We start from the raw sequence: 18,205 nt of genomic DNA, 5'->3' as shown, positions 1-18,205 counted from the left end.
CATTCGCATTCTCACCATATTCATTCAACTCAAGCATCATGATTTACACCACCCCCGCAGGTAGGCTTTCGTCAGCCAAACTGGTACGGTAATTTCTCACACCTTTTCGCCGAGCTTATAACACCATCATTCTTACTAAATCAAGTGCTATTCGACTAAGAGAGAACCCTTCCGAGCGTTACCTCTTCATTTGCTTCTTCGATATAATCCTTCAGTTCCAAAAGGAATTGCCTAGCCTTTACCAGAGAGATGTAACCATCCTCTATTTAAACTAGGAACATTTCGCACAGCTAACCTGCACCGTTAGCCATCCATGTAGCGTAATATCATCGCTACACCACAGAAAATGAAAGATTATTACGTTCTTTCATGGGAGTTAAAGTATGATTCTTCACAAATTCTTTGGTATTCGCAGTAAGTAGTTGATAATCCTACTTATTAATTTCCTCATATTGTGCAGTAAAATTCTGTTTACATAAACCAACATAACATTTAAAACACAATATTTGCGAAGCCATTAAATAATTCAAATCTATTAAAATAACCAGAATTACTTTTCTTTTTTATTTCGCAACACTACACTAATAATTATGTAAATGAAACTTAATAAAAGAAGAAATAAGCCACCTAGAATGATTAATCCTATCAATTTCAAAACTATGCTCCTCCTTCCTATACGTAAAGCTGAACATTAGCTTTCAGATATTCATTCAATATAGTGATGAAATTTAAAATCCCACTTTTGTATATCTATTTAAAATAACCTTCTACTCCTTATTATTCAACTAAACACATTTTATTTTTTCACAAGTTCCAGTGAATTTAAAAATTAATGGGAATTGAAGAGTGTTTAGGTGAAGTCATCACTCCTTAAATGGCTCTATAAAGAAAGGGCGCAATTTATACCCTAGAATTGCGCCCGATTGTTGAATAGAATGACTCGTGGTAAAAAAGAGGATAGATAGAGCGAATTTATTTAAGCTCTTCTATCCTTTTAATTTCTATACATATAAAGTGTGACATTAAATAAGAATTCACTATTTAAAATAGTTTCAGCTTATAACTTGACTTTTAATAAAAATTTACGTGGCTGACGTCTTTTTTTATAGTTTTGTGAATAGATGATAATTAAGAAGAAATAGAAAGGATGCCCTAATCTTGTTCCGACTCTTTTTATTTTTAATGAGCTACGGCTTGTTGATTCTCTCCGTAGGGAATCTCATCTTGTATTTGAATTATCGGACACTCGGATATTCCTGGCTAGTGGTTTTTAAGTTCATGGCACATACATCAGCATTTTATCTGGCCATTGGATCATTCGTTGTGTTATGCGCTGTTGTGCTTGATCTTGGTTATGATAAAACTTTAAATGACAAAGATTAAGATGTAACTTTTAAATTACTCTCTTTTTGGCCAAGCTCTTCCAATCATCTCTACGATAAATTTTTCTTTTTAGCGACGTGCACGACCAAGGCCCATTGCTTCTTCCATGCGTTTTAATGTAGCGCTAGCAATAGCGTTTGCCTTTTCAGCACCTGCATCTAAAATAATATCTAATTCTGAGGATTCTACCAAATTATAGAACCTCTCTTGAATTGGTGTCAGGTGATCTATAACCGCTGCTGCAACACCTTGTTTGAAACCACCATAGCCAACGCCTTCATATTTTTTTACAAGATCATCAATAGATACGCCTGAAATGGCAGACTCGATTGTTAGTAAATTAGAAACACCAGGTTTATTTTCCACATCAAATGCCACAATACCATCAGAGTCAGTAACAGCCGACTTGATTTTTTTCTCAATATCTTTCGCTGAATCTAAAAGCTTGATTGTCGCTTTTGTATTTGGATCAGATTTACTCATTTTCTTTGTTGGTTCTTGTAGTGATTTGATACGAGCCCCTGCTTTTGGTAGTTGAATTTCAGGAATCGTTAAAACGTCACCATAACGTTTGTTAAAGCGCTCTGCAAGATCACGAGTCAGCTCAATATGTTGCTTTTGGTCATCGCCAACAGGAACAATGTTTGTGTTATATAAAAGGATGTCTGCTGCCATTAGTGGTGGATATGTTAAAAGAGCGGCAGATACGCTTTCCTTACCGTGAGATTTATCCTTAAATTGTGTCATACGTTCAAGTTCACCAATCGATGCAACACATTGTAACATCCAGCCTGCCTGTGCATGAGCTGGTACTTCTGATTGAATAAATAATGTAGATTTTTTAGGATCGATGCCAGTAGCAATATACGTAGCTGCTAGGTTACGAATATTTTGACGTAATTCCTTTGGATCTTGTGCCACTGTAATTGCATGCTGATCGACGATACAATAAACAGTATCTCCTTCATCTTGTAATGCAGGGAATTGCTTAAACGCACCTAAATAATTCCCTAGAGTTACAATACCTGTTGGCTGTACGCCTGAAAAAATAGTTGTCATGTTAATTCCTCCTTGAAATTTGTTACCTCAGTAGAAGTCGTTTGTCTGTTACATAAGTAACTAGCCGAGGCATAATTGATATTCAAAATAAAAAACATCATGCGTCCTCATTAGTTTTTCTAATGAAGGGACGAATGATGTTTGAATCCGCGGTACCACCCAGCTTGCCTAAAAAGGCCACTTTGCTTCGTAACGTGAAGGGACGAGCTTTGCTAATAGACTCCAGTAAGGAAACTAAGACGTTCACAAAGCTAACTCGGAAGTCCATTCCAAATGCTTACACGATCTGTTTGCAGCAACCACAGACTCTCTAAACGTGTAAAGTGCATAAGTACTACTCTTCGTCAGCGTTTTTTTTTAGTTCAATAATTGTCTTCCATCTGTATAGATGAGGTGAACTCACCAAAGACATAATTGATTGATTGCAAAAAATTATATTATAAAGGCTCGGTGAAAAGCAAGTGCGTAAAGTCAGACTTTTGGCGGTGTTCTTTCTCGAAAAAAAATTATATGCTGATTTTGCTGCTTTTTTTCTCCATTCAGCACGTCAGGAAAGCGCCCAGCTGGAACGGAAATTAACCACACGTTATGGTGCTGAGTTATTTATTTGAAAATGCAACCAATATTAGTAAATATACGTCTATATTGTACACACTGAACTGACAATATTCTCGTTTAAATTTTTTAAATGAGAACAAGAACAATTAAGAAATGAGTGTTTAAAATGCACTACGAATGGGAATATTATTAGTAGTTCATTAGAAAAGCCAAGAAGTAACTACTTTGAAAAGTTATATAAATAGACAGAAAATTTCGTGTGATAGGGTTATTCTTTTTTTTATTGGAACTATATTCAAACATCACAGAGTACTGTATAATGGTATGTAGATTACATTACATTAATTCTAATTTAACACACACACTGGTTTATAGATAATGATTAAATGGAAAGGATGTGTCAGTATGATAGTAACTTTATTTACATCACCAAGTTGTACGTCTTGCCGAAAAGCGAAAGCATGGTTAGAGGAGCATGAAATCCCATATACAGAACGTAATATATTTTCCGAACCATTAAGCATTAGTGAAATTAAAGAAATTTTGCGTATGACAGAGGATGGTACGGATGAAATTATTTCAACTCGATCAAAGATTTTCCAGAAATTAAATGTTGATGTTGAAAGCTTACCATTACAACGTTTATATGAGTTAATTCAAGAGTATCCAGGCTTATTACGTCGTCCAATCATTTTAGATGAGAAACGTTTACAAGTTGGCTACAACGAGGATGAAATTCGTCGTTTCCTACCTCGTAAGGTTCGTGCTTATCAATTACAAGAAGCACAGCGCATGGTGAACTAATATCTCCGTATTTTGCATAGAATAAGTATTAGATGTTACATATGCAACAAGCATATTGTGACATCTATTTTTTTGTGTTTTACTTAAGTAAAACCTTCTATATGAAGTATAATAAATAAGAGTGAAAAGTCATATATTTCCGTAAAGTATGTTAAACTTGATTTTAACTTAATAGTTTACTACAATTTCAATAATTCAAATATCTTCTGTGAAACGGTGTATATCCTTTTCATTTTATGACAGAACAGCATACAATATAAGTAGAGACAACTGTGGACAATTATTTTTTGATTCGGTTGCTCGACGGTTTTACTGTAGTGTGGTCAAAGGTTGAAAAACAAAAATGGAGTATGAGGTTAAAAACAATGAATAAAAGCATACTAATGAAACAAAACTGTTTTTCGACAAATGGCAGTGAAGGGAGATGAGGTCTAGTGGACATCGAACGTGTAAACGAAAATACACTCAAGCTCTTTATTACGTACAATGATATAGAGGATCGCGGCTATAGTCGTGAAGAAATTTGGTACAATCGAGCAAAGGGTGAACAACTTTTTTGGGATATGATTGATGAAGTAAACACGGAGGATTACTTTGATGTAGAAGGTCCTATTTGGATTCATATCAATGCGTCTGAAGTAGGCTTAGAAATCATTGTCACACGTGCACATATTTTAAAAGACGGTGAAACCTTAGATGGTTCTTCGCAATTTGATGAACACAAAGAAATGTTTGCCCCATTCGAGGACGTTGGAGAAGATCTTCTCAGTCAACTAACTCAATTTGGTGACTTAGATGAGTCAGAGTTATTTATGGATACAGACATTTATGTTTATAAATTTAAAGATATTGATGAGATAATCCCTGTAGCGAAACGCATAACAGATGAATTAGTGGATTCCTCATTATTTAAATATGAAAATTGGTACTATTTGGTAGTTGACTTCGCGAACGCAGATGAAGAACTAAATCATCACGATAGAAATGCCGTTATCAAAGAATTTTTAATACCATCGAATTTCACAATCCATCGCTTAGAGGAATATGGCGAAATAATTATGGAATTTAATTGCTTTGAAACAGTACGAAAATATTTTATTTAAAGTAATAAGTACTTGATTCAGTGACTTAGACTGTAGACAAACTTGGGGATTAACAAGTTTATTTACAGTCTTTTTATTTAAAGGATCTAGATTGAAAGTGAAAATCTAAAAGATAGCAATTTTTAAATTTCAAGAAAAAACCGTTCTTTATTTGTTGCTCTAAAAACACTCCTTTACAATTAGTCAAAAAGGAGATGATTTTATGCTTACGGCTTATAACGAGCAGCAACAGATTTTTCTCCCATACCAATATTCAAGGGAAGCTTTACAACGATATAGACGGCAGATGAAATTTTATTGTCCTCAATGCCAACAGCCTGTCCAATTAAAGATAGGTAAATATAATATTCCTCATTTCGCTCATATTGCTAATGATAGCTGTGTACAGTTATTTGCAGAGGGTGAATCAAAACTTCATTTACAAGGGAAAGTCCAATTATTTGAATGGCTGAGAAAACTCGGGCATACAGTAAAGCTGGAGCCTTATTTACGGAAGCTTTCACAACGGCCTGATATGCTTCTGATAAAGGAACGAAAGCAAATCGCCATTGAATTTCAATGTAGTACAATTTCTCATGAAAAGTGGCTAATGCGCACAGCTGGATATGAGAAAAATTCTATACAGCCATTGTGGCTTTTTCAAACACCTCAAAAACAATCTACACAAGGTATTCAAAAAATTTCTATATCTCCAATTATGCAAAAGGTGATAATTGCCACAGCACAAGGCTTGGCTTATTTAGTGACCTATGATGCAAACACATCGAGATTTATTTATTGGACGAATCTTCTTCATGTTCATGGGCATACTTTTATAGGTAAAGTACAAGAACTAACTATTCACAAGCAACATTTTCCCTTTTATGAGCCTAAGTCAATTACGAAAGAGGAATTTCATCTTTATTGGCAGTTTTATAAAAAGCATTGTAAGCAATTCGTATACCAACGTTTATTACATAGTAAAAATGGGGTACAAGATGCATTTTTACGAAGTTGTTATGAATTACGTTTTGCTTTAACCGCTATGCCTGATTACGTAGGTGTTCCGGTAAAAGATGCGGAAGCGATACCGATGTTTTCTATTGAATGGCAAACGATTTTACATCATTTTTGCCATCGTTTACAATTATCACCTCATGAACTAGACGAGAGAACTATTCGATCGTTTTTAATCCAACAAAATGTAGAGGTTACAAATCAAGCAGTACAGGCTATCAAAAATTATGGAATGGTGCTGGAGAAAAGTTATCAGAATGATTGTTTTCTGGATATTTGTGAGCAGGTGTACGCACATTTATTTGCAATTGCCACAATATACTGAGAAAATATGAGAGTATAGGAAAAACTCACATATAAAGGGGGCTGGCACATGGCTAGTAATCAAGTTTTAGTAAGAAATGAAGTTCCAGAAGAGTTAACTTGGCGTTTGGAGGATATATTTGCAACTGACGCCCTATGGGAAGAAGAGTATAAAGAAGTTGCAGAAATTGCTAAAAAGGCGTCTAGCTATGCAGGTACTGTAACAAATGGTGCAGATGCGTTAGTAGCAGTTCTAACTTATCACGATGATATTTATCAACGTACAATGAAGCTTTACACGTATGCTCATATGCGTTATGACCAAGACACGACAAATAGCTTCTACCAGGATATGAATAGTCGTATTCAAACATTAGCGACTAGTATCTCAGCTGCCCTATCGTTTTTAACACCAGAGATTTTATCATTGAGTGAAGAAACAATAGAAGGTTACTTAGCAGAAAACAAAGACTTACAACTGTATAAGCAATCTTTAAAAGAAATAACAATGGCACGTCCGCACGTATTACCAGCAGAACAGGAAGCATTGCTTGCACAAATGTCTGAAGTTACAGGTACCGCTTCCAATACATTTAGTATGTTAAACAACGCTGATATGGTCTTCCCTAAAGTGAAAAATGAAGACGGAGAAGAAGTGCAACTAACACACGGTAACTATATTAAGTTTTTAGAAAGTAAAGATCGCACTGTTCGTGAAAATGCCTTTAAAGCGATGTATGAATCTTACGGTAACTTTAAAAATACGTTTTCGTCTACATTAACTGGCAATGTTAAAAAGCATAATGTCAGCGCACGTATCCGTAATTATGATTCCGCACGCCATGCAGCAATGTCTAACAACTTCATTCCAGAAAGTGTTTATGATCAATTGGTAGAAACAATCCATAAGCATTTACCAGCTATGCAGCGCTATATTGCATTACGTAAGAAACTTTTAGGTGTGGACGAACTGCATATGTGGGATTTATTTGCCCCACTTGTTAAGGAAGTCGATATGAAAATCACTTACGACGAAGCGAAGGATATTTTAGTAAAGGCTTTAGCGCCACTAGGTGAGGAATATCAAGGTATTGTTCAAAGTGGTCTGGATAACCGTTGGGTCGATGTCTTAGAAAACAAAGGAAAACGCAGTGGTGCGTACTCTTCAGGCGCTTATGGAACAAATCCATACATTTTAATGAACTGGCAGGACAATGTTAATAATCTGTTTACTCTAGCTCATGAATTTGGTCATAGTGTACACAGTTATTATTCACGTAAAAATCAGCCGTTTGTTTATGGTGATTATTCTATTTTTGTGGCTGAAGTAGCTTCGACATGTAATGAAGAACTGTTAAATGATTATTTACTGAAAACAATTGAAGACCCACAACAGAAAATTTATTTATTAAATCATTGGCTAGACGGTTTCAGAAGTACTGTGTTCAGACAAACAATGTTTGCTGAATTTGAGCACCTAATCCACCAAATGGATAAGAATGGTGAATCTTTAACAGCAGATCGTTTAACAGAGGTTTACTATAATTTAAATAAACAATACTTCGGTGAGGATATTGTTGTAGATGAGGAAATCGGCTTAGAGTGGGCTCGTATTCCACACTTCTACTATAATTACTATGTGTATCAATATGCTACAGGTAAATCAGCTGCAACAGCATTAAGTAAACAGATTTTAGAAGAGGGTACACCAGCTGTAGAACGTTATATTAATAACTTCTTAAAAGCAGGTTGTTCTGATTTCCCAATTGAGGTATTAAAGTCAGCAGGTGTTGATATGAACGTTGCTAAACCGATTGATGATGCATGTAAAGTATTTGAAGAACGTTTAAATGAGTTAGAAAAATTATTGTTGAATAATTAATTCGGAGGGCTGTAGGGATGTCACTACAGCCTTTTTTCTATGATGAGTTGAATGATAAAATTTAAAGAATAATGATTTTTTTTGATTTCTAAATGTTTAAAAGTGGGTATCTTGAAAAAATACTGTTTGTAATCGCTTTCTATTTGACAAATTTGTGAATCTACCATTGGGTTTATTGCTATATTTACTATTCCATGATAAAGTGATTCATGTGAAATAAATCACAAAACAAACATACACCCCTTTGTTTGAACGTGAACATTTCTCCCATCCCCTTTGTGAAAAAGAGGCGTCACTATCTGTCGAGGATAGTGGCGCTTCTTTTATTTTGTCATAAATCTCGATCAAACAACGAAGTATTCCGATAAAACTTAAAAACGTTCCGATAAATCGCTGAAACGTTCCGACAAATTACTAATATGTTCCGATAAATCACTAGAACATTCCGATAAATATATAGAGCCTAATCTAAAATAAAATGAATGCAACTGGTTGCATTCATTTTATTTTTTCTTTATAATGCAATCAAACGATTACATTTTATGAAAAGAGGCTAGAAAATGAAAGGTAAACAAAGTTATATGATGCCGGTAATTGCTGCGGCTCTAGGTTTTTTTATGGCTTTATTGGATACTACAATTGTGAATGTATCTTTGCCAAAAATTACGGCATACTATGAATCTACAATTGATCAAATATCATGGGTTGTCGATAGCTACAACATTGCATTTGGTGTTGTTTTGTTAACGGCGGTTAGATTTGCAGATCAATTTGGTAGGAAGAAAATATTTCAAATAGGGCTTATTTTGTTTGTAGTTGCGTCAGTTCTTTGTGGAATATCGCAATCTATTGAATTATTAATCTTATTTCGTGCGATTCAAGGTTTGGCTGCAGCAATGATTGTTCCAGTATGTGTTCCTTTAGTACTTGTTCATACTCCGAATGAAAAGGTTGGTATTGTAACGGCGCTATTTGGAATTATGGCAGGGATATCGACAGCATTGGGACCGACAATTGGAGGAGTAATCTCAGAGTATTTTGCATGGCAGTGGATATTTTATATTAATTTACCAATAGGGATTATAGCAGTAACCTTAATTTATACTTTTGTACATGAATCGTATGATCCTACTGCTTCTAAGAAGATCGACTGGATGGGTATGATTACAATTAGTATTTCATTGTTTGCACTCATATATGGGCTTTTACAAGTGAAGGAAGTTGGATGGTCATCACCACTTGTTCTTAGTTGTCTAATTTGCAGTGTAATAGGCTTACTATTTTTTGTAATGATTGAATCAAAAAATAAAGACCCAATGCTTCCAGTTCAGTTGTTTAAAAACTATCAATTTGCAAGTGGGAATATCGCATTGTTATGTTTAGGGATCGGTATGATGTGTGTCTACTTTTTAATGGCATTTTATTTAACAACAGTAAAAGGAATTTCTCAGATACAGGCGGGGTTAATTCTTAGCTCATCTTCTATAGCGACAATGCTCATTACACCTCTTGCAGCTAAAGCGAATAAATGGGGGACATTATGGTTTGGTGTCATTGGTTATGTACTATTTAGTATAGGAACTTACTTGTTAGGTTTTATTTCACCAGATCAGTCGGTTTGGGCTATTGTCGGAGTTTTAATGATTGTCGGTTTAGGATCTGGTTTAATTTTTAGCCCATTATCAATAGCGCTTATTTTGCAGGTTCCAGAAGAAAAGGCTGGGATTGCATCAGGGTTATTTCAAGTAAGCCGAGTAATTGGTGCTGCGGTTGGCGTGGCAATTTTAGTAGTGATGCTACAGCATATGATGCAGAACGAAATGATAACGGCAAAAAAGGAAATGATCGAAAAGATTGAGATAAGTAAACTTAGTGATAATACGAAGGAAAAGCTAAAGCTTCAATTTGAAAATTATAAAGAGAAAAATGAGTTAACAGCAAATAAATCGTCACTACAGGATGTTTTACATAAGCTAACTGACGAAGAGGAAAAACTATTAAAATCTTCACCAGATAACGCACATGCTGAAATTAAGAAGAGCTTTGCCATTGAAAGAGAGGAAATAATAAGTCTTTATCCAGCTATAGAAAAAATAATTAAGGACCATATTTCCTTAGCATATAAAGCAGTTTTTAGGTTTGGAGCAATTGTCATGTTAATTGGTGCTGTTTTTGCATATTTGAATGGCATAAATGCAAGAAGAATGAAGAAATATATAAGAGAACGAAACTTTGAAGTGGAACGTTAATTGAATGCAACTGATTGCTATCACTTTCTAATTCCGATATAATATTGAGCAAATTATGTTCGGAGGAGGAGAGAGGGCATAATGGCAAAATTGAAGACAAGAGAAAAAATTCTTAATGCTGCTTTGACGCTTTTTGGTGAAAAGGGTTTTGCTGGAACTTCGACACGCGAAATCGCTGAACGTGCAGGTGTGAATCACATTACACTTTTTAGACACTTTGGAAATAAAGAGAATTTGTTTCGTGAGAGTGTTATTTCACATAAAACAGACAGAGATTATTTTCCTAAAATAGAAAAGGCGTTTACAGGTGATATAGAGCATGATCTTAAAATCTTGGCGCAAGCTTATTTTGAAGAAAACATTCCTGTCAAGGAAACTATTTGGGTAACTAAACTGTTACAACAAATTTAGACAAAACTATACAAAACTGTATAGAAGCATAAATTTATAACAGAATACCCTTCGTATCAAGCGATTGGTGCGAACTCCGCGTTAATTGCTTTTAACTCCTAAAGCCTTGTGACCAAAGCGGAGCTGGAAACGGCAGACGTAACGGTGCGAAAGCAGAAAAAACAACAAGGATGGCATAAGCTGAAAAAAATTACTCAGTGTCCGTAAAGGTAATCGTGACAACGGAAAACGGTAGCGCTAAGTGCTTTGGCAATGGATGTTTAGCAGCGAACTCCTAAATCTCTTAATGAGACAAGGAAGACGTTCAACGACTATCTCCTTGAGGGAGAGTAAAACCGCAAGCGAATGGCGGAAGAAAAATGTGGCTCTTATTAAAAGATAAGATGAAGATATAGTCTGCGCTTATGTGAAAGCATAAGAGGTCTACTCGTGAGAGAAAGACTGCATGAAGGGTTGCGCCTTCGTGTGAACAAGAAAAATATATACAACTATAAAAATGTTAACAACCTCTCTGAATAGGGTAATGTAATTTATCATAGTGACAGAGAGGTGGTACGCATGGAATTAATGTCCATTGGGGAATTTGCTAAACGTGTTGGTGTAAATGTTGTAACTTATTGTCACGGTTTTTGCCAATAGATTTTACGGTCAACGGTCAAAGAAAATTAAACGATTGATTGACGAGGTGAAAAACAATGATCCTGGCGATAAAGATAAGACTAAAACCAACTAAAGAACAAGTGGTTTTGTTTTGGAAGTCTGCGGGGACTGCGAGATGGGCTTACAATTATTTCTTGGCTGAAAGCGAACGTATTTATAACGTCGAGAAGCGTACAGTCAAAGAGAGCGAAATTCGTAAGAAAATCAATAATGAACTGAAACCAACGACGCATAAATGGCTAAAGGAAGTCGGAAGCAATGTGATGAAACAGGCGGTGAAAGATGCCGATATTGCTAGAAAGCGTTGGTTCGAAGGCTTGACTGAAAAGCCAAGATTCAAAAGCAGACGAAGAAGTAAAGTTAGTTTTTATGTAAATTACGAAAGTTTAAAACGAACAAATGAAGGTTTTAGAGGTGAAAAGATTGGCAGTGTAAAAACATGCAAAGCGCTTCCTAAGCTTAAAAAAGGTCAGAAATATTCAAATCCACGCATTTCATTTGACGGACGAAATTGGTTCTTATCAATCGGATATGAGCAAGAATTTGAGCAATATGATTTGACAGGCGAAAGTTTAGGAATTGATGTAGGTATCAATAAATTGGCAGTTTGTTCTGATGGCAAGTTCAAAAAGAACATCAACAAAACAAAAGAAGTCAAACGATTAGAGCAAAAGTTGAAACGAGAACAACGAAAACAAGCTCGTAAGCTCGAAGCCAACACGAAAGAGTATACTAAAAACCGAAAGCCAATCTATAAAACACCTTTAAAGAATATGAAAAATATTCAAAAACAAAACACTGCAATCCGTAATTTATATAAGCGACTTAACGACATCCGAACAAATCATTTACATCAGTGTTCTAATGAGATTGTGAAAACCAAACCATCTCGTATTGTAATGGAACATTTACATGTAAAAGGTATGATGAAAAATAAACATCTGGCGAAGGCGGTAGCTGGGCAAAAGCTATATGAATTTAAACGGCAAATACAATACAAATGTCAAAAATACGGAATTGAATTTATTGAAGCCGACAGATGGTTTCCATCATCAAAAACTTGTTCTAGTTGTGGACAAATCAAATCCAATTTGAAACTGAAAGACAGATTATTTATCTGCTCTTGCGGATTAAAGTTGGATAGAGATTTGAACGCAAGCATTAATTTGGCAAATTATTCAATCTAAGGAATTTAACTGACACTAAACCTTAGATGTGTACGCAACGATACTGCGGAATTTAAGCCTTTGGAGAGTCATACAAAATGGCAGTAGCTTTTTGCGAAACCAGACTCGGAGAATAAGGAAGACACAAATACGAAAGTCGGAAGATATAAGTTGTGTCACAGTAGAGATGTCTACATTTTTTAAGAAATGTATATGTTTTTCGTATCGGTGCTTATGCGTGAGATTCAACAAGATAAAGAATTTGAAAAAATGTTTTTTGAATACCCAAATAAGTTATTGCACCATTTAGAGAATTATTTAATTAAGTTACATGAGCAAGGAAAAATTCCAAAAGGGAACTTTAAATATACAGCTAATTTTTTCTATTCTTTGCTGTCGTCAATTTTAGTTTTCCAATTGACATTACCATATTTAAATGAGCAAATTAATCCGGATATTGATGAGATGATAGATGAGGTTGTGCATTTATTTACAGTAAGTTTGTTTAATCCGAGAGAAAGTTAACGATGGGGCTAAAAAGACAAACAAAAGCAAGTGAAGTTTTCTTCACTTGCTTTTGTTTTTAGGGGCAACTTGGACAAGTCCCTATTCTATAGAATAATAGTATAATTGCATTATTTAATACGCCACAGTGTAACGTGATTTGTCTGAATTCGTTCAATCTTTTGTTGTAGCATACGCTTCTTTAATTCGCGTTCAGCTGTTTGTTCTGATAATGAGTAGATAAAAGCTACTTCATTTGTTGAAAGTGTATGGAATCTCGTGAATAACTCTTCCATTGTTGGTAGTGGTTGGCGCACAAGCTGCTCATCCATCATCTCTTGTAAAATATGTTCATAAACTTCATAGGAATAACTACCACTAACTTTAAGACCCTCATCTTCAATACATTCATTGAAAAATACAATACTAGGTACTTCATCAACTTCCATTTCATGTTTAATATATAAATCGCTTTGGAAGGCGCGTGCTGCTTCCTTTGAACCAAAGTCTGCAGAAAATTCATTCATGTCTAATTGAACATCTTCAGCAATTTTTAACAGCGTAGCATAAGAATTGACATCTTGCCTGTTTAATAATACATATTCTTGTAGTTTCAACAAATAGCGTGCTCCTGCACGTTTGCCCTGTAACTCTGCTGCTTTAATAGCGATAGATGGTAAAACAGGGTGATTAATGTCGAGCTCAATACCTGATACACAACCCTTTACACGCTTACTTAAACAATTCAAAGAGGCAAGCTCCGTGCTTAGTACAAGGCGCCATGTAAAGTAATGGTTGTACTCTAGCTGTAACCTACGAAGAATGGCTTGCATATTCAAAGCTTCTGGACAAAGTGGATCTACGAAAATATACAATTCAATAGGCTTATTAACAGTAGAAAACTCAAGAGTTGGCTCTTGTAACAGTTGAATATTATTCACGTAACAATTCCCCCTCATCGTCATTTGGTGTATTAATCATGTGATGAGCTGTTAATACTAAACGTTGATAATAAGTTTCGCGGAACTTTCCTTCTAACCCAACTTCATCCATCGCTTCAGACATACATTCAAGCCAAGCTTGAGCACGATCAGGTGTAATCGGAAAATTCATATGGCGTGCACGCATCATTGGATGTCCATGCTCTTCAGTAAAAAGATTTGGTCCACCTAAATACTGTGTTTGAAATTGAATTTGCTTGCGGGCTGTTTCTGTCAAATCTTTCGGAAAGATTGGAATAAGATCAGGATGCTGAGCAACTCTATTATAGAACGCATGGATTAGCTCTGAAAGCTTTTCAGCTCCCAGCTCCTCATAAGGAACAGTGTATTTTCGACTCATAAGTTAAATGCCCCTTTAATTCTTTATATCGTAAAGTATATTTTTATACTTGGTCATCTTTACAAATGTGAATTTCTTGTGACTACCTTTATTCTATCAACGTCTTTTCGTTAACACAAATAAACCGCTCTTCCGAAATGTTTTTCGCTAAAAAAGCACAAATTTCACCACGTGGGTGAAATTTGCCGAAAGAAGTTAAACTGTGTAGTAATTCATCACTTTTTTGACATAGTTCTGTGTTTCTTTAAAAGGAGGAATGCCACCATACTTTGTAACGCGTGAAGATCCTGCGTTATAAGCAGCTAACGCTAATGTAGGATCATTATCAAATTTATCTAGCAATTGGCGCAAATATTTAGCCCCTGCCATAATATTTTGCTCAGGATCAAAGGCGTTTGTAACCCCTAAATGTTGCGCTGTTTTTGGCATTAATTGCATTAATCCTTGTGCTCCTGCATGACTTACCACAGTTGAATTAAAATTAGACTCTTGCTTAATCACTGCAGCGATGAGTTTCTCAGGTACATTATATGTAGATGCTGCCTTTTGAATAATCGAAGCGTATTGGTTCGCACCTGCTAATGAATTGGCATACGCTGTTGAACCAATTACATTATCCGAAACATAGGAGTCGAGTTTTGTACTAGATTGTGTATTTGCTAATGCCGCCTGTACAGCAGAAGGTATAAAGACGCCGTTAGAACCATTATAAAGTAATGATTGATACGCACTATTTTGCATGTTTTCAGATAACCCATTTAAACTACTAAACTGGTTCATCAATGACGAAGCGCTTGATACACCCCCGAGTAAACTAGATAATTTTGCATTGTTAGTAGTAGTTGAGTCGCCAAGCAATTCGCTAATCATATCCGAAAACATAGAATTGCTGTCTGTAAGATTGTTTGACGATGAATTTTCTGAAGATCCTAGTGTTTGTAATGCTTGAATGTCAAGTAAAGTTCTAAGTGATTGGATATCCAAGGAGTTGTCACCCTTTCTTGTATACTAGTTAAGCTACTGTTAATTATTCATTTGTAATGCTTTCATGAAACGTGCGATCTTTTTATCTGTAGCCCGTTTTTCAATACCATATTGCTGTAGAAATTCGTCGAAGATTGCATTTCCTTTTATTGCATCTTTTGATTCATATTCTACCTCATAATCGTCGCACTGCAAATAGAAAGAATGATCGAATACTAGAAGGCCATCCCTATAAGGAATTTCGACACGATCAGTTGTAAGTGAACCAAATACTGCTAATTTTTTAAAAGGAATGTTGAAGAGAGCTAGTCTTTTTGCTACTTCTTGGGCATAGAATCCTTCTCCAGCAAGCATTTTCTTAGCTTGCTCAGCAGTTAATTCGTCAGTTGTCTCTAAATGAGCATGCTCTGCATTTTTTTCTTTTAAAGTACATTCAAAATATTTGTCGATTTGTCTAATACGAAGCCCACTTTGTCGTTTCCGAATAGCTTGAGAAGGTGTGTCGAAATAATGATTTGTTTGACGATGAATAGCATTTTCGGGAATATTGAATTCTTGCAATAAATGTTCGTATTGTTGTTTTGTTAAGAGATTTTTAAATTCTATTTCAAGTTGTTGTGCCATATACTCACCTGTTTGTTTTAATTTTTTTACGCTTTAGATGGGAAATTAGGTTGTTATTTCCGAATATTTAATCTTAGATAATGTCTGTGTCACCAAAAATGTGTTACATCGTGCAGCAAAAGGAGTTCTTTGACGCAAGCACAAAGCCGAATACAGACGCAATTATGCAGAGGCATAATTGATTTCGTCGATTTAGTATTTACACACTGCAACTATTTACCCTCTATGATAAAATAAGAGGAAGAGTAAGACGAAAAGGGGAACCGCATGTGCGTAAAATTTATACAATAGAAACATTGAATTTTGAAAACGAGCAACTTCATTTTAGTTTAAACGACATTGAAGTAAATTTACAGTTAAAACCTGCTGCACAATTAATTGCAGATTCTGATGACTTTGCGTTTATTTATTTACTTGATGCAGGAGACAATTATCATTACTTGCGTTTTCCACCGAGTAGTTGGGAGCAACTTGTACATATTTTACAAAAAAAGCAAAATCCAAAGCTACAACTAGGTGAAGAAGTTATTGAGCTTACAAATTTTTACGATGAACTGGAAATGCTCGTGTATAATATTGAAGGAAATTACAATTATGGGGCGGAATTTGTCCAAATGGTGGAACAACACTTCAAGGCAATTCTTGCTGAATAAAAAGACAAAACGAACAGACGGTGTTGGTTTTGTTCGATACCGAATGTCGGGAGGTTTTTGCGATGGGACAATGGGAAATATTTTTAAGTCCTTATAAACAAGCAGTAGATGAGTTAAAAGTAAAATTAAAAGGTATGCGTTCACAGTTTGGTATTGTTAATGCAAATTCGCCAATTGAATTTGTGACTGGACGTGTAAAGCCTTTAGCAAGTATATACGATAAATCATTAGAAAAAGGGCTTGCCTTTGAGCCTTCTAAACGACTAGGTGATGAGCTAGGAGATATCGCAGGCTTACGTATTATGTGTCAATTTGTAGATGATATTTCCACAGTTACGGAGCTAATACGTCAACGTAAAGATATGCGTGTAGTGGAAGAGCGTGATTATATTACACATAATAAGCCAAGTGGATACCGCTCGTATCATATGATTGTCGAATATCCTGTAGAGACGATACAGGGGAAAAAAGTGGTATTAGCTGAAATTCAAATAAGAACACTAGCCATGAATTTCTGGGCATCAATTGAGCATTCTTTAAATTATAAATATAAAGGCATGTTTCCCGAAGAAATAAAAAATCGCCTTCAAAGTGCCGCGGAGGCCGCCTTCCGATTGGATGAGGAAATGTCGTCCATTCGTAGTGAGATTCAAGAAGCACAGGCCTATTTTAGTGAATATAAAGAAGCATCGAATCCTAATTTATTATCGGAGAAGGAGCGTGACACACAATGAAATTTTCCATTCAATCACGTAGAGATGCACAGTCGAACGAATTAATGGAGCTAGCTAGAACGTATTTGCAAGATTTTGGATTAACTTATGATGAAGAGGCTCCTGAAATCGTAATCTCTATTGGAGGAGATGGCACTTTACTACATGCCTTTCATCGATATTCTCATTTGCTAGATCAGGTTGCTTTCGTAGGTATCCATACGGGACATTTAGGATTTTATGCGGATTGGAAACCATCTGAATTAGAAAAGCTTGTTTTGTCCATTGCTAAAAAGGACTTTAACGTTGTGGAGTATCCACTACTATCGGTAAAAGTGGAGCATCATAATGCGGAATCCAATACGTATTTAGCGTTAAATGAAGCAACTGTGAAATCACCAGATGTCACGCTTGTTATGGATGTAGAGTTAAATGGTAATCAGTTTGAACGTTTCCGTGGAGACGGTCTTTGTGTGTCAACTCCTTCTGGTAGTACAGCTTATAATAAAGCCCTCGGTGGAGCAATTATTCACCCGACTTTAGCAGCACTCCAAATCACTGAGATAGCATCTATCAATAACCGTGTCTTCCGTACAGTTGGTTCACCACTCATTTTACCAGCACACCATCACTGTGTATTACGTCCAGTAAATGAGCAAAACTTTAATATGACAGTTGATCATTTACAAGTCACGCAAGGCGATGTGAAGTCGATTGCTTTTAATGTAGCAACTGAAAGAGTCCGTTTTGCACGTTTCCGTCCATTCCCATTCTGGGAACGAGTACATGAATCATTCGTGGCAAATGAGTAA

At 35.6% G+C, this 18,205-nt stretch carries 17 protein-coding genes and 1 other annotated feature; of the genes, 12 read left to right on the top strand and 5 right to left on the bottom strand.

The features are described from left to right. Nucleotides 1-1,452: 1,452 nt before the first annotated feature. Nucleotides 1,453-2,442 (bottom strand): tryptophan--tRNA ligase, encoded by a 990-nt coding sequence (gene trpS / locus AMS59_RS10035; RefSeq protein WP_053483591.1) that lies wholly within the window; start codon nucleotides 2,440-2,442, stop codon nucleotides 1,453-1,455. A 123-nt stretch (nucleotides 2,443-2,565) separates the two neighbouring features. Then, nucleotides 2,566-2,799: a binding site (T-box leader), on the bottom strand. A 104-nt stretch (nucleotides 2,800-2,903) separates the two neighbouring features. On the opposite strand from trpS, the gene AMS59_RS25025 reads away from it, so the two are divergent. From AMS59_RS25025 to AMS59_RS09995, 9 genes are all read left to right on the top strand, one after another. Further along, a complete protein-coding gene (locus AMS59_RS25025; RefSeq protein ID WP_156304603.1) occupies nucleotides 2,904-3,053 on the top strand; it encodes a hypothetical protein in 150 nt (49 codons plus the stop codon). A 355-nt stretch (nucleotides 3,054-3,408) separates the two neighbouring features. Next, entirely contained in the window at nucleotides 3,409-3,804 is a 396-nt protein-coding gene (gene spxA, locus AMS59_RS10030; protein ID WP_024362527.1) for a transcriptional regulator SpxA, read from the top strand. A gap of 434 nt (nucleotides 3,805-4,238) precedes the next feature. Continuing rightward, nucleotides 4,239-4,907 carry an adaptor protein MecA gene (gene mecA / locus AMS59_RS10025; protein ID WP_053483590.1) on the top strand — a complete coding sequence of 223 codons (669 nt, stop codon included), beginning with the start codon at nucleotides 4,239-4,241 and terminating at the stop codon, nucleotides 4,905-4,907. A 202-nt stretch (nucleotides 4,908-5,109) separates the two neighbouring features. Beyond that, a complete protein-coding gene (locus AMS59_RS10020) occupies nucleotides 5,110-6,228 on the top strand; it encodes a competence protein CoiA (RefSeq protein WP_053483589.1) in 1,119 nt (372 codons plus the stop codon). A 48-nt stretch (nucleotides 6,229-6,276) separates the two neighbouring features. After that, nucleotides 6,277-8,088: an oligoendopeptidase F gene (pepF, locus tag AMS59_RS10015; RefSeq protein WP_053483588.1), complete on the top strand. Its 1,812-nt coding sequence runs from the start codon at nucleotides 6,277-6,279 to the stop codon at nucleotides 8,086-8,088. 560 nt (nucleotides 8,089-8,648) lie between these two features. Then, nucleotides 8,649-10,337: an MFS transporter gene (locus AMS59_RS10010; protein WP_053483587.1), complete on the top strand. Its 1,689-nt coding sequence runs from the start codon at nucleotides 8,649-8,651 to the stop codon at nucleotides 10,335-10,337. An 81-nt stretch (nucleotides 10,338-10,418) separates the two neighbouring features. Further along, nucleotides 10,419-10,748 (top strand): TetR/AcrR family transcriptional regulator, encoded by a 330-nt coding sequence (locus AMS59_RS10005; protein ID WP_053483586.1) that lies wholly within the window; start codon nucleotides 10,419-10,421, stop codon nucleotides 10,746-10,748. Between the two features lie 695 nt (nucleotides 10,749-11,443). Further along, complete coding sequence (locus AMS59_RS10000) at nucleotides 11,444-12,595, top strand: RNA-guided endonuclease TnpB family protein (protein ID WP_053483585.1); 1,152 nt, start codon at nucleotides 11,444-11,446, stop codon at nucleotides 12,593-12,595. Nucleotides 12,596-12,787: 192 nt separating this feature from the next. Beyond that, nucleotides 12,788-13,099, top strand: coding sequence for a TetR/AcrR family transcriptional regulator C-terminal domain-containing protein (locus tag AMS59_RS09995; protein ID WP_053483584.1), 312 nt, complete (start codon nucleotides 12,788-12,790; stop codon nucleotides 13,097-13,099). A gap of 110 nt (nucleotides 13,100-13,209) precedes the next feature. Here the strand turns inward: AMS59_RS09995 and AMS59_RS09990 are convergent, their stop codons facing one another. The 4 genes from AMS59_RS09990 to AMS59_RS09975 all read right to left on the bottom strand — a co-directional run bounded on the left by AMS59_RS09990 (nucleotide 13,210) and on the right by AMS59_RS09975 (nucleotide 16,027). Further along, nucleotides 13,210-14,019, bottom strand: a complete 810-nt coding sequence (locus AMS59_RS09990; protein WP_053483583.1) for a DsbA family protein — start codon at nucleotides 14,017-14,019, stop codon at nucleotides 13,210-13,212. Continuing rightward, complete coding sequence (locus AMS59_RS09985) at nucleotides 14,012-14,419, bottom strand: globin (protein ID WP_053483582.1); 408 nt, start codon at nucleotides 14,417-14,419, stop codon at nucleotides 14,012-14,014. The genes AMS59_RS09990 and AMS59_RS09985 overlap by 8 nt, the downstream gene beginning before the upstream one ends. A 195-nt stretch (nucleotides 14,420-14,614) precedes the next feature. Then, nucleotides 14,615-15,403 (bottom strand): lytic transglycosylase domain-containing protein, encoded by a 789-nt coding sequence (locus tag AMS59_RS09980; RefSeq protein ID WP_053483581.1) that lies wholly within the window; start codon nucleotides 15,401-15,403, stop codon nucleotides 14,615-14,617. 39 nt (nucleotides 15,404-15,442) lie between these two features. Next, nucleotides 15,443-16,027: a CYTH domain-containing protein gene (locus AMS59_RS09975; RefSeq protein ID WP_053483580.1), complete on the bottom strand. Its 585-nt coding sequence runs from the start codon at nucleotides 16,025-16,027 to the stop codon at nucleotides 15,443-15,445. Between the two features lie 269 nt (nucleotides 16,028-16,296). Between AMS59_RS09975 and AMS59_RS09970 the strand changes: the two genes are divergently transcribed. The 3 genes from AMS59_RS09970 to AMS59_RS09960 all read left to right on the top strand — a co-directional run bounded on the left by AMS59_RS09970 (nucleotide 16,297) and on the right by AMS59_RS09960 (nucleotide 18,205). Further along, nucleotides 16,297-16,680, top strand: a complete 384-nt coding sequence (locus AMS59_RS09970) for a hypothetical protein (protein ID WP_053483579.1) — start codon at nucleotides 16,297-16,299, stop codon at nucleotides 16,678-16,680. A gap of 62 nt (nucleotides 16,681-16,742) precedes the next feature. Further along, complete coding sequence (locus AMS59_RS09965; RefSeq protein ID WP_053483578.1) at nucleotides 16,743-17,414, top strand: GTP pyrophosphokinase family protein; 672 nt, start codon at nucleotides 16,743-16,745, stop codon at nucleotides 17,412-17,414. Beyond that, a complete protein-coding gene (locus AMS59_RS09960; protein WP_053483577.1) occupies nucleotides 17,411-18,205 on the top strand; it encodes an NAD kinase in 795 nt (264 codons plus the stop codon). The genes AMS59_RS09965 and AMS59_RS09960 overlap by 4 nt, the downstream gene beginning before the upstream one ends.

Source organism: Lysinibacillus sp. FJAT-14745, assembly GCF_001275675.1.
In the GTDB taxonomy this organism is placed as follows: Bacteria; Bacillota; Bacilli; order Bacillales_A; family Planococcaceae; genus Lysinibacillus.
This window is presented reverse-complemented; position numbering and strand designations above follow the sequence as displayed.

What these genes read in the sequence shown, in the direction of transcription:
- AMS59_RS10000 (WP_053483585.1), top strand. Translation starts at nt 11,444, where the DNA reads ATGATCCTGGCGATAAAGATAAGACTAAAACCAACTAAAGAACAAGTG.
- trpS (WP_053483591.1), bottom strand. Translation starts at nt 2,442, where the DNA reads ATGACAACTATTTTTTCAGGCGTACAGCCAACAGGTATTGTAACTCTA.
- AMS59_RS09995 (WP_053483584.1), top strand. Translation starts at nt 12,788, where the DNA reads ATGTTTTTCGTATCGGTGCTTATGCGTGAGATTCAACAAGATAAAGAA.
- AMS59_RS09960 (WP_053483577.1), top strand. Translation starts at nt 17,411, where the DNA reads ATGAAATTTTCCATTCAATCACGTAGAGATGCACAGTCGAACGAATTA.
- AMS59_RS10010 (WP_053483587.1), top strand. Translation starts at nt 8,649, where the DNA reads ATGAAAGGTAAACAAAGTTATATGATGCCGGTAATTGCTGCGGCTCTA.
- pepF (WP_053483588.1), top strand. Translation starts at nt 6,277, where the DNA reads ATGGCTAGTAATCAAGTTTTAGTAAGAAATGAAGTTCCAGAAGAGTTA.
- AMS59_RS09975 (WP_053483580.1), bottom strand. Translation starts at nt 16,027, where the DNA reads ATGGCACAACAACTTGAAATAGAATTTAAAAATCTCTTAACAAAACAA.
- AMS59_RS09985 (WP_053483582.1), bottom strand. Translation starts at nt 14,419, where the DNA reads ATGAGTCGAAAATACACTGTTCCTTATGAGGAGCTGGGAGCTGAAAAG.
- AMS59_RS10020 (WP_053483589.1), top strand. Translation starts at nt 5,110, where the DNA reads ATGCTTACGGCTTATAACGAGCAGCAACAGATTTTTCTCCCATACCAA.
- AMS59_RS10005 (WP_053483586.1), top strand. Translation starts at nt 10,419, where the DNA reads ATGGCAAAATTGAAGACAAGAGAAAAAATTCTTAATGCTGCTTTGACG.
- AMS59_RS09965 (WP_053483578.1), top strand. Translation starts at nt 16,743, where the DNA reads ATGGGACAATGGGAAATATTTTTAAGTCCTTATAAACAAGCAGTAGAT.